The sequence below is a fragment of the Aeribacillus pallidus genome (assembly GCF_050478865.1).
GTDB lineage: Bacteria > Bacillota > Bacilli > Bacillales > JACDOC01 > JACDOC01.
Map to the genome: position 1 here is coordinate 36258 of NZ_JBCNBW010000035.1, position 12529 is coordinate 48786.

Consider the following 12529-nt stretch of genomic DNA (forward strand, 5'->3'; position numbering starts at 1 on the left):
ATGATTTTTTAAATGGCACCAATTAAAAGGCGCGAAGAATTTTCCTCGCGCCTTTTACCTTTTGGTATTTTACTTTTGATTTTCTCTATTCTCTTTATCATAAAAATCGGGGAATGCTTTTTCCACGACAGATGAAGAGATTGGAAAACTAAGATCCACAGTAGTTCCTTGACCTACTTCACTTTCAATCTTAATTCTTCCTTTGTGAGCTTCGATAATTTTAAAACTTACCATTAACCCTAAACCTGTTCCCTTTTCCTTCGTACTATAAAAAGGCTCTCCCAACTTTGCGATTCTGTCTTTAGGTATCCCGCACCCTTGATCAATAAAGCGAATAACAAGATTATTTTCTTTCTTTTTGGCTTGAATCTTGACCTTTCCACCATTTGGCATTGCCTCTATGGCATTTTTAATAATATTTATGAATACTTGTTTTAATTGATTTTCATCGCAATATAGTAGAGGGAGGTTAGGTTCAAATTCGGAAATCATTTTAACATTATTTAAGATCGCCTGTGATTCAAGTAAGGTCATCACATCTTTTAAAAGATCGGAAACATCTTTCTGCCGAAAATTCATTACCTGTGGTTTCCCTAGCATCAAAAATTCGTTCACAATAAAGTTAATTCTCTCCAATTCAGATTCCATAATTTCAAAATAATGTTTATGTGTTTCGCATTCTTCTTTTAAAAGATGCATAAAACCCTTGATAGAAGTTAACGGATTTCGAATCTCATGGGCCACCCCTGCGGCCAGCTCCCCTACAACCGCGAGCTTTTCCGATTTTCGTAATAACTCTTCCGCCTGTTTACGCTCTGTAATATCTGTGGAAACAAATAGGATTTGATCGATTTCCCTGTTTGGAGAGAAAATTGGCAGTCTTACTGTTTCTATCCACCTAATCTTCCCTTCTTGATCCTTGAACTCTTCTTCAAGAACAAAGCGTTCCTTTATTGTCTCAATTTCTTCCCAAACTCGAACTAGATTAGAGTCTATATGAAACTGAAAATCATCGATCTTTTTGCCGAGAAGATCCTGCGTTTCTGTTCCTAAAAGTTTAGCAAATGACTCGTTTACAAGGGTAAATTTACCTTCCTTGTCGATAGCATAAATATAACTTGGATTCATATCGATAATTTTTCGGAGATATTCTTTTTGTTCTTTCAATTGTTCTTCTTTAAGGTGTAAATTCGCTTTCGACCGGCGAATATAATGAATCATTTCATTAAAACGATTGGAGAGTTGTCCGATTTCTGTATTATCAATTTTCTCGATTCGTTGATTATAATCTCCCTTCGCCACTTGATCCACCGCAAGATATAATCTACGAATTGGATGTATGATTTGCCTTGCATATAAAGCCGTCAAAATAGATAAAACAATAAAAGTAACTAGCGAAATCGTCCACAATGATTTTTGAAATGTTAAGTATGGCTGATAAATTTCATCAACCGGTATTTGGGCGACAATTCCCCAATCTAAAATCGGGATATGTTCAAAAGAAGCAAAAAACCAAGTACCTTTTGAGTTCAAAACTTCTTGATACCCCGATTTCTTTTCCAATACCTTTTTTACGACAAGGTTTTGACTTACGTCCTCCCCGATTCGTTCCTTTGATGGATGAGATATTATTTTTCCGTTTCTATCGACAATAAACGTGTACCCGTTATCCCCGATTTTAAAACTTTGAAATATAGATTGAAAAATTTCATTATCTTCAATACGCAACGATAAATTGACGACTCGTTCGACTTCGTTACGGTCGTCTAAAACAGGAACTGAAACAACAAGCAAAAATCGTCCTGTATCTGCGGACACTACATCACTAAAATAAACTTTTTTTGTTTTAAGTGCTTCCTGAAAATATTCACGCTTGCTTAAGTTATAATTTTGTAAATGTTTAAGGTCATTGGGGTAAAACGCTCGTACATATCCATTTGTATCCAAAACGGTGCCACTATCAATATAAGGGGAAACGGTAATAATCGTCTCTAACCCTTTAAAAAGTTGGTCAAAATCATTCGACTTAAAATGTTCATTCGTCTGAACATAATTCTCAAGACTCTGTAGGTCTTTCGCAATGAGAGTCATTTGATCTTTCATGCGCAAAACCGTTTTATCGGTAATTTGCCGATATTGTTCCTTTGAAATTTCCGGCAATATCATACGTGATACGATAAACATTAAACCTAAAAGTGTACATATAATGGCTAGAGTAATGATATAAATTTTCCAAAAAATCTGTGATTTAAACAGTTTCATGTTGTTACTCCTTAACTTATTGATAATCGTACACTAAAGGAAGATGAATAAAAGTTTGTGTAAAGAAAATAAGTAGCCGAAAAAGAAAAAGGCAGGGTATTCTCAGGCCAAAAATTTAAGAGAAAGCAGTACCCTACCATATCCAAAAGTATACCTAATTTCGACTTTACTAATCAACTAGAAGATGTTCAGTGGAATGGTTCAGCGTTTATGTTATAAATTCATTTCTTGTCTACCCACATTCTGTTCCATATGCAAGCCGTTTTCGAGTTTGTTCACTTTTAATGCCTTGTTAGCTATTATTTGGATCCATTCTAGAGAAACAAGATGAGAGTCTCTTGTCAAAAAATTTTACATATTTTTCACTCGATGGCCTCATCTACCTTTTACTTCTACCTAAAATTCACGCCAAAAATTATTTTTTTGGTACGAGGTATTGTTGAAACCATTCGCAAATATAATGAAGTCGTTTGATGCGTAGTGACGGCTTTCCACTTCGAGATAAATCGTGATTCGATTCCGGAAAGCGGATAAACTTAGTTACTTTCTTTTTCCTTTTTAAAGCAATAAATAATTGTTCTGCTTGTTCAATTGGGCAGCGGAAATCTTTTTCACTATGCAAAATAAGGAGCGGCGTTTCGACATTGTTTACATATGCGAGCGGAGAATGCTTCCATAGCTTTTCCATATTGTCTAAGTCACCGCCAATTTGCCATTCAGAAAAATAATAGCCGATATCACTTACCCCATAGAAACTGATCCAGTTGGAAATCGATCGTTGCGTGACCGCAGCTTTAAATCGATTGGTATGAGCGACAATCCAATTCGTCATAAACCCACCGTAGCTTCCACCTGTCACACCTAATCGTTCCTCGTCGATAAACGAATAACGGGATAACACGTAATCCACACCTTTCATGAGATCGACGTAATCGTTTCCGCCATAATCTCCCCGCACAGCATTTACAAACGTTTGACCATACCCATGGCTTCCTCTTGGATTCACATACAATACGGCATACCCTTGAGAAGCGAGCAATTGAAATTCATGGAAAAATCCGAATCCATACATCATATGCGGTCCTCCATGAATTTGGAGAACAAGCGGATACTTTTCTCCCTCCTTATAACGTGCGGGTTTCATAAGCCACCCATGAATAGTCCATCCTTCAGCACCTTCGTATTCGAAATCTTCCGGTTCAGACAATAACACTTCTTCTTTCCATTCTTTATTGACGTCGGTCAAGCGTTCTTTTTCACCCGTTGTAAAATCAATGAAGTATAAATCTCCTGGATCCGTCGGAGTACTGATGGCTACGACTCCACGGTGCCGAGCCGCATCTAACGTAAAACCGTACACATATTGAGATTCCAGTAAGGCTGGGTAAATTTCTCCCGCGCAACTACCGTAATAAATGCCCGTATTGCCACGATCAGTCGCCATGAAATAAAAGCTATGATGGTCGTCCGCCCATAAAACCCCAGGTGTCACAATGCCTTGCTGGACATCACCTAATAAATAGTTTCCTACCGGTGCATCAAATTCACTTGTAAAACATTGCAGTTCTTCGTTTTCCCAATTGTACAACCAAATGCGAGAAAGTGTTGCGTTTTCAAACTCGCGTTGATGACCGATAAACGTCAAGTATTGACCATTTTTCGACCAGGTGACTCCGTCGTAAAAACCAGACGTATTTGTCAATTTCCGATGGGTGTTCGTTTTACGGTCGTACAAATAGACGTCTTCATGAAACGATACATCTTTATCTTCTGATTGATCAGCTACATACGCTATGTATCGTCCATCTGGTGACCATGATTGGAGGCGAAAGTCAGTATCACCTTCCGTAATTTGTTCTACTTCCCCAGTTTCGATATCGATGACGACAATGTGCGATCGACTGCCATCCACCATTCCCAGTCCATCTTGTTTATACTTCATCCATTCGACTTCAATAGGTTGAAGCTCTTTTTCTTGTTCCTGACCTTCCTCTAACGATTCGCCTTCTTTAATGGATATGGAACAAGCAATTTTCGTTCCACACGGAGACCAGACAGGATGTTGAGCCCCATTTGTAAAAAACGTAAGCTGTTTCGCTTCTCCACCATATTTCGGTAACAAAAAGAGCTGATTTTTACCTGTGCGATTCGAAACAAAAACAATCTTTTTCCCATCTGGTGACCAACGTGGAGTCATATTCCGGTGTTCTCCATGTGTCCATTGAACATTTTCTCTAGCTTCTAAATCCATATAAAAAATGTGCGACTGGTATTCGTTTTTCTCTTCATTCATTGTTGTTTGGACATATAGCAATTCTTTTCCGTCCGGCGATAACTGCGGATCGGTTACACTTTTGATTCGGTATAAATCTTCCGCTACGACACCGCGCTTCTTCACCCTACATTCCACCTTTCTTTTACCCATATACTTTTCGACTCGGTTGTTCGTTTCCCTTTTTTTATATTTTACTATGTCCACTGCTTGATTTATTTTTTTAGTAGTGGAGGTAAACAGATATTCGATCCTGTCAATTCTAATAAAGCAGCAATTCCTGTCTCATTCCCCTCGATAACTCAAAAAAAACCCGGATTACCTTCTACTGTGATGAACAGTCAACTTCATCCAACTTCTTCACACCTTCCATAGTCTTGACCCATTTTTCCAGACTCGACTTCCTTTTATCTTCCATATTAGGTTTCTTTTGACGAACTCTTCCTCCATCACGAATCTTCAAAACAAAGTCGCACGAGCTGATTATCAAAATTGGCAAGTCGACATTGTTTATGAACGATGAAAACAATATTGCCAAAGTGAAGCTATGATTTCCCTTTCTTATCTTGAAAGCCTTTCGCAAAACAATAAGAAGAAAAAAGGAACCAGAGCTTTCTAGGCACTGATTCCTTCTGATTAACCGACATTTAACTGTCAACTTTATATTCCGTTATGGATATGCGCTTTGTTAGAAAAAGTATATGATCGATGTTTTTTCTTATACACATATTCCAATTTCTTCCTCGTAGATTGTCAACGCATCATCAAGCATTTTTAAGCCAACGTCAATTTGTTCTTTCGTTACGGTTAATGGTGGTATCATTCGAATGACTTCAGTTTTATTTCCACAAAAATAGAAGAGGACACCTTTTTCTAATGCCAAATCTAATATTCTAAATAAACCGTCTGAATTTGGTTTTTTTGTTTTCGGGTCAATGATCTCAATTCCGATCATCAATCCAATCGCACGAATATCACCAATGACAGGGTGTTTTTCTTTTAATTCCTTCAATTTCTCAACAGCATATGCACCCATTTTTTTCGTGTTTTCTAATAAATTTTCTTGTTCAATCACATCTAATACAGCAAGGGCTGCTGAACATGCAATTGGATTACCGCCAAATGTTGTTGCATGACTGCCTAACGGCCATTGTTTCATTAATTCTTTTGAAGCAACCGTTGCACTTAACGGAAGACCATTGGCAATTCCTTTCGCAATCGCCATAATGTCTGGAACAACATCAAACGTTTGGGCAGCAAACCATTCACCTGTACGTCCAAACCCTGTTTGGACCTCATCAAAAATAAGAAGTATGTTGTGGCGGTCACAAATTTCCCGCAGTTTTTTCAGCCATGCCTTTGGCGGAACAATATATCCCCCTTCACCTAATACAGGTTCAACAATAACAGCAGCAACCTCTTCAGGTGTGACTTGGTGGTCAAACAGACGCTGAAAATCTTTTTCCAACTTTTCCACTACATACGTTTCGGGATCCACACCTTCAGGGCATTCCCTTGTATCGGCATAAGGGATTTGATAGGAACCCGTGGGCTGTAAAAATTTACGGTATTTACTTTTTGAAGTTGTGACACTTAACGCTCCCATTGAGCGCCCGTGAAAACATCCGATAAACGAAACTATAAAGGGGCGCTGTGTCACATGTTTCGCTAACTTAATCGCTCCTTCAATCGCTTCTGTACCGCTATTACCAAAAAAGAAACAATCCAAATTTCCTGGTAATATTTTCGCCAATCGGTCAGCTAACGTTAAAATAGATTCATAGATAATGACACCTGAAGGCCCATGCGCCAGCTGATCGGCACCATCTTTAATGGCTTGTACGACTTTTGGATGACGATGACCAACATTGGTTGTGGCAATTCCTGACGTAAAATCTAAATATTTTTTTCCATCCATACCGTAATAATAGCAACCCTCTTCTTTTATGACTGGCAAATTCGGATGGTCCTTTGCCATACTTGGTGCTAAAAGATTAGACATTTTTTCGATAAGATAACTCCATTCTTTACCCATGATGATTACCTCCTAGTGTATTCTCATTTATCGAATTCGTTCTAATTAAAGTCGCAAAAACTAGCTTTAATGGAAACTACCTATCCTTTTGGAGTGCGAATCTCTCACGAAAAAGAAAGCTCCATTTGATCTTGTTATGATGGTTAGAAGAAGAATAAATGTGCCATTAAAGTCGCAACTGGCAACGTAATGATCGTTCTTTGTAAAAAGATAATAAACAGTTCAACAAACGAAATCGGAATTTTGGATTTCAAGAGCAGAATTCCGATTTCAGACATATAAATCAGTTGGGTTAAGGACAGAACGGCAATAACAAATCGTGTAATTTCTGATTCAATCCCGCTTCCGATTACAGCCGGCAAAAACATATCAGCGAAGCCTACGATCATCGCCGGTGCAGCTGCTTCAGCCTCTGGAAGCTGTAATAGATTTAAAAATGGAACAAAAGGATAGGATAAATAGTTAAAAATCGGTGTATATTCTGCAACAATTAGGGCAACTGTCCCTAATGCCATCACGAGCGGGATCAATCCAAACCAAATATCAACCACATTGTACATCCCTTTAATAACGACTTGACGAATACTTTTTACCTGTTCTGCTTTTTCAACCGCTTTTTCAATTGCCCAGCGGAAACTGGAAACACCGCTTGGCACAAACTCATCGATTTGCTTTCCAACAGGCTCATAGTAGGTATCTTTTTTTAATGAAAGCGGTGGGATTCTCGGACAAATAATTGCTGCAATGATACCAGCAACAACAACTGTAAAATAAAATTCTACAAACATATCATCAATTTTGATAAACTTGGCAATTACTAAACTAAAAGCGATGGAAGCGATTGAAAAGTTGGTTGCTACTACCGCTGCTTCACGCTTCGTATAATAACCAGATTCATATTGCTGGGTCGTAATCAATACACCAACGGTTCCACTGCCCATCCACGATGCCATCGCATCAATCGACGAACGTCCAGGCAATTTGAATACCGGATACATCACCTTACGAACCATCGTCCCAATAAAATCCATTAGTCCAAACTCTAGTAAAAGCGGCATAAAAAGGCTGGCAAATAAAAACCAAACCATTAACACAGGGATTAAATCAAAGAGAACAACACCGCCAGTCAATTTAGACCAAATAAATTCCGGGCCGACTTCGTTCAATGTAAATATTGCAAAAAAAGAACCGATGATTCGTAAGGTCAACCAAAATGGACTAACATCAAACAAGCTATTTAACCATGCATTCTTTTTTATCGCAGGCAGATCAATTATTTTTACGATGAAACTCCCAGCAGCAGATAAGCAAATAACACCTGTCATAAATAATGGTATGTAATCAGCAATGGCCACCTGCAGCCAATCTGCCATCACTCCTAGACCAATCGTAACCTTTCCATTTACTTGAATAGGAACAAGGAAGAGGAGAACTCCTAATAACGACGGCAACAAAAATTTTAAGTATTGCTTTGCTAAAAAGCCTTGTTTTACTCCTGTATTTTCTACTGAATTTATTCGTCTCGCTTCCATCTTTACCCCCCTCTAACAAAATGAATTCCCTCACTTGAATAATATTACAAGATTATACATAAATATGCAATCTATTTTATTACACTCCCCCCCTCTCTCCTAATCTTTTTTAATACCTACATTTATTTTTCGACTAGATTGTCGCTTTCCCTTTTAAAAAAGGAAATATTTTACCATGTCCATTACTTGATTTATTTCTGTTCAATGGGGTAAAATAAATACACGAACAGATGTTCGACACTTAAGAAAAAAGGGGAGCTTCGTATGACACGAATTCCTGAAAACGATCGAAATATTTTAGAACAGGCGATTTATTTACCAATGGTGTTAACCGTATTAAACCGAGATTTAGCCATTATCGAGCAAGCGCCATTTAAGTTAAAACGACCATACATTGAACTCATTGAAGAAACGATGAAAGCCATCCAACAAGAACTGGCTGATGTAAAAAAATATATGCACAAAAATAAAATGAAAGTGGAACGGTTAAAAAGTGACGACACGTTTACCATGTATTTGTTTTTGTACAAAGGATACGAAGAGCATCATAATTATTTTAACCCGCGACTGCGAAACAAAGTCGAAGAACTGATGCGCCATTATTTATATAAACGACACCTTCCCGTCACCGACAAACGGAAAGAAGCATGAACATTCACGCTTCTTTCTAATGTTTTTTCTCCACAGACCACGTATACGGATCAACGTGTTCTGCCGCTTTTGTCTTGGTCATTGGAAAGTAGATAAAATGGGCTCTTCGCTCCATTTCTTCCATTCGTTGTGAAAGTCTTGTCCGTAAAAGAGCCGTGCGCAATAATTGCGAATTGAAAACACTGTACGATACTGGAAGTCGAAACGTTTGTTTATTCCGGAACATAACGCTTGTCGTGTTGGTATCTAGCCGCTCATGAGAAACGACGTGTTCATGGGAAATCCAAATACACTCCTGCTTCGAGGGAGACATGGTGGGAAAGAGAAAAATAGATGTGTGAGGATCAATGATGATTGGAGGTTTGTGTCCAGAGCCGATGAGTTGCTTTGCTCCTTGCCTCCTTCCTTCGTAAGAGGATCCAAAAAACTCACAGCTTTTTTTCACAATATCTAACGGTTTAAATGGAGATAAAAACTGATCCGATAGTTCAAACACTTCCGTATAAATTTTTGATCCATATTTTATAGGAAAAAGCAACATCGTATGTGGATTCACTTCGTACTCTTCAATCATTCTTCGACGTTCTTGCACTCCTAACCCTCCTTTATTATTTCTATATATTTACAATTGTACCATTAATGGTAAAGATTGTCTGTATTTATTTAACATAGAATAATTTATCAAAATATTTAAAATTTTCAGTTGATTTATCACCAAATTGACCATATAATAGAAAAAAGGTCAACAGAGGTGAACGATATGAAAAATGAAAAGTCTTACACAGAGTTAATGAAGTCTTGTGCGATGACCTGGAATAAAGACAAAGAGCGGACGGTTTTGGACATTTATATCGACACGCTATTGTATGAAGTACAGTTGAATAGAGAAAAAGAGCGCCTACTCAACGAAATCGATACCTCTTTGGATCGCTACGACAAAGCTTCATTTATGCATTATTCTTCCCAATACATTAAGCTTATGGAATGTTTCGGTTAATTCTTCTTTCTTCCCCCATTTTCCTTCATGCCATGTATATGGCATCTTTTTCTGTGTTTATAACACTTCTTTTAAATCCCATGACGATGAGAAAAACCACAAAAAAACCTTTTTCCCTTCACGCAATAAGCAAGAAGGAAAAAAGGTTATTCATTATTCTTCATCATCTTCGATTGGATACGTTTCAATCATCATGATCCGGTCCAACATCGACGGATGGCTATAGCGAAACAGCTTCACGAAAAATGGTGGATGAACTTGACTTAGGCTTGCTTTCGTAAGTTCTTGAAACGTACCAATCGCTGCCTCTTTATTTTCGGTTAACTCAATCGCATACTTGTCGGCACGGGTTTCTTCATAACGTGACACCGCGTTTGATAACGGACTGACCGCAAAAAGCAACATGGACGTAAAAAGAAAGAATAGTGGTAAGGTACGCAATTGATGAACGTGTTCCAAGTGAAATGTTTTTCCGTATTTGGTGATAAAGGCTCGCATCCATTTTGCAGTTAACCAAAGCCCGACAAACGATAATAGTAAATAAACTGCAATACCAAAATAAATATGCTTTTCTACATAATGAGCCATTTCGTGCGCCATGACGAATAAAATTTCGTCCTCACTTAATTGATTTAACGTCGTATCCCAAAGTACAATACGGGAGTTGGAACCAATTCCGGTCACATATGCGTTTAACGCATTCGTTTTTTCAGCCATGTTCACTTCATACACATGCTTAGCAGGTATTCCTGCTTCTTCTGCCAACGTTAAAATTTTCTTTTCTAATTCTTTATTTTGCAATGGATAAAAATCGTTGTACAACGGATCAATCATGACCGGTTGAATAAACATAAGAAACAATGTAAACGGAATCGACAATATCCAAGCAACGAGCCACCAACGTTGTTGAAACCGTGCCATTAACCAATAAAGTACTAAAACGACAATGTACATAATGACGTAATTGACCCAAAAATCGATTAACTGATCCTTCATCCAAAGCGAAAACGTTTGGGTTGTAATACCATATTGAACCGAATAATAGTAGGATATATAATTCAATGGTAATGTAATCAACGTTGCCACTAAATAAAACCAAAACAAATAAACAGCTGTTTGTACAAACGATAAACGAGAAGTTTTTTTCCCCCACTCTTCAAACTTTCGTGAAAATCCCCAAATGATCAGGAAAAAGTAAATGAACCATTCAAATGGGGTCGCTAAAAAAAATAAAAAGTTTCGAATGGCAGAATACTTCTCACTTAACATCAGTTCTCGGTCATTTAAAAATGTCGCTGGGTCCGCACTTGTCCCTTCATACCATTCTGGAATACTTGTATTAGCCCAATGAAATATATACGCATACATAACCAATACAAATAAAAGATATCCGCCTATTGAAAAAAACGTCCATTTCCGGACCATCGAATTCCCTCCCCCTGTCCTTCTCCTTATTATTTGTAGTTCAAAATCATTTATTTAGAACAAGCAATAAAAAAAAGACCATTCCTATTGCTGAGGAATTGGTCTAGAAGTCAAAGGTGTCTAGAGGTCTAAGGTGTAAGTGTCCGGCTAGTTGAGAAACTGTCCCAATACTTTGTAAAAAAATGCCAGAAACCAAGCAATCTGACCGAAAACCAAATCATTTTAAAAAATGATAGAAACAAGTGCTAACATACCGATTGAGCCAAGCACAACCACAATTACGTTCATTTCGATAAAAGCTAATACGAAGGCTGTTGCGGCCCCAATGACACCATACCATATACTCTCTTGAATAAATAATACACCTGGGAGTATAAGTGCACCTAATGTAGCGTAAGGAACATTTTTTAACACGTTTTGCCAAAACGCAGGGAGCTCCATGTTTTTCAACAAGAGAAAGGGTAACATTCGGGGAATATACGTGACCAGTCCCATTCCTAAAATGACCCAAATCAAATTAGTCTGCATGAAGCTTAACCCCCTTTTTTCGAAATTGTTCAATCCATTCTACAATAACGGAGGACAAAATGGTCGAACAAACGATTGCCCAGCCACTGGATAACACATTGCTGAATACAAATATCGAGTTAAAGGAAGCAGCAATTATAGCTAAATGAACCACTTTGGCACTTTGCTTCATTGACGGTACTAAAAGACCGATAAACATAGCGTACAAACCAATGGTCATACTTTCTTGCAAAACAGACGGCAAATTCGCCCCAACGATATGTCCTAAAGCCGAGTTGACCACCCAACTAGTATAGGCTATAAAAATAACTCCAAAAAAGTAGGCTGATGACACGGTTCCTTTTTGAGTTGCGGCAATCGAAAATGTCTCATCGGTCATCCCAAACGCATAAAGCGCCTTTTTCCACACGGCATCTTCTTCCATTTTTTCGTTTAAAGAGGCCGCCATTAACAAATGGCGAATATTAACAATAAACGTCGTCAGAACAATTTCAAATCCGGTAACCCCAGCCGCTAATAAGTTCAATGAAATGTATTGGGACGCCCCCGCAAACACGATCACGCTCATCAACACGGTGTCCAAAAGGGACAAATGAGTCGATTTTGCTAACAGTCCGAACGTTAAAGCGATTGGAAAATACCCAATCCCAATGCTAATCCCTGCCTGTAATCCTTTCGTAAATTCAGACTTTCGCTTCACTTGTTCGACCGGCAATTCCACAGTTTCTCACCTCATCTCCCTAATCTCACCTAAAATTGTTAATAATTACATTCATACCATTAACTATTTGCCATTAAAAATTTAGTATAATAGGAGTATATTTCCT

General features: G+C 38.0%; 10 protein-coding genes. 2 read left to right on the plus strand and 8 right to left on the minus strand.

Features of this window, described 5'->3' with window-relative positions; translation table 11 throughout:
* Positions 1–69 precede the first annotated feature (69 nt).
* The 4 genes from ABES52_RS08745 to ABES52_RS08760 all read right to left on the minus strand — a co-directional run bounded on the left by ABES52_RS08745 (position 70) and on the right by ABES52_RS08760 (position 8101).
* On the minus strand, positions 70–2262 hold the full coding sequence (locus ABES52_RS08745) for a cache domain-containing protein (RefSeq protein WP_429650770.1): 2193 nt from the start codon (positions 2260–2262) through the stop codon (positions 70–72).
* 415 nt (positions 2263–2677) lie between these two features.
* Complete coding sequence (locus tag ABES52_RS08750; protein ID WP_429650771.1) at positions 2678–4687, minus strand: S9 family peptidase; 2010 nt, start codon at positions 4685–4687, stop codon at positions 2678–2680.
* A 565-nt stretch (positions 4688–5252) separates the two neighbouring features.
* Positions 5253–6569, minus strand: a complete 1317-nt coding sequence (locus ABES52_RS08755; protein ID WP_429650772.1) for an aspartate aminotransferase family protein — start codon at positions 6567–6569, stop codon at positions 5253–5255.
* Positions 6570–6712: 143 nt separating this feature from the next.
* Positions 6713–8101, minus strand: a complete 1389-nt coding sequence (locus ABES52_RS08760; protein ID WP_429650773.1) for a YjiH family protein — start codon at positions 8099–8101, stop codon at positions 6713–6715.
* A gap of 264 nt (positions 8102–8365) precedes the next feature.
* On the opposite strand from ABES52_RS08760, the gene ABES52_RS08765 reads away from it, so the two are divergent.
* Entirely contained in the window at positions 8366–8752 is a 387-nt protein-coding gene (locus tag ABES52_RS08765; RefSeq protein ID WP_429650774.1) for a YhjD family protein, read from the plus strand.
* Positions 8753–8768: 16 nt separating this feature from the next.
* Here the strand turns inward: ABES52_RS08765 and ABES52_RS08770 are convergent, their stop codons facing one another.
* Positions 8769–9344: a competence protein ComK gene (locus ABES52_RS08770; protein ID WP_429650775.1), complete on the minus strand. Its 576-nt coding sequence runs from the start codon at positions 9342–9344 to the stop codon at positions 8769–8771.
* A gap of 168 nt (positions 9345–9512) precedes the next feature.
* Here ABES52_RS08770 and ABES52_RS08775 point away from each other — a divergent pair, with 168 nt between their 5' ends.
* Positions 9513–9749 (plus strand): IDEAL domain-containing protein, encoded by a 237-nt coding sequence (locus ABES52_RS08775; protein WP_429650776.1) that lies wholly within the window; start codon positions 9513–9515, stop codon positions 9747–9749.
* Between the two features lie 153 nt (positions 9750–9902).
* Here the strand turns inward: ABES52_RS08775 and ABES52_RS08780 are convergent, their stop codons facing one another.
* The 3 genes from ABES52_RS08780 to ABES52_RS08790 form a co-directional block, all read right to left on the minus strand.
* Positions 9903–11174 carry a M48 family metallopeptidase gene (locus tag ABES52_RS08780; protein ID WP_429650777.1) on the minus strand — a complete coding sequence of 424 codons (1272 nt, stop codon included), beginning with the start codon at positions 11172–11174 and terminating at the stop codon, positions 9903–9905.
* 222 nt (positions 11175–11396) lie between these two features.
* Positions 11397–11702, minus strand: coding sequence for an AzlD domain-containing protein (locus ABES52_RS08785; protein ID WP_429650778.1), 306 nt, complete (start codon positions 11700–11702; stop codon positions 11397–11399).
* Positions 11692–12423, minus strand: coding sequence for an AzlC family ABC transporter permease (locus ABES52_RS08790; RefSeq protein WP_429650779.1), 732 nt, complete (start codon positions 12421–12423; stop codon positions 11692–11694). Before ABES52_RS08790 ends, ABES52_RS08785 begins: the two co-directional genes overlap by 11 nt.
* Between the last annotated feature and the right edge of the window lie 106 nt (positions 12424–12529).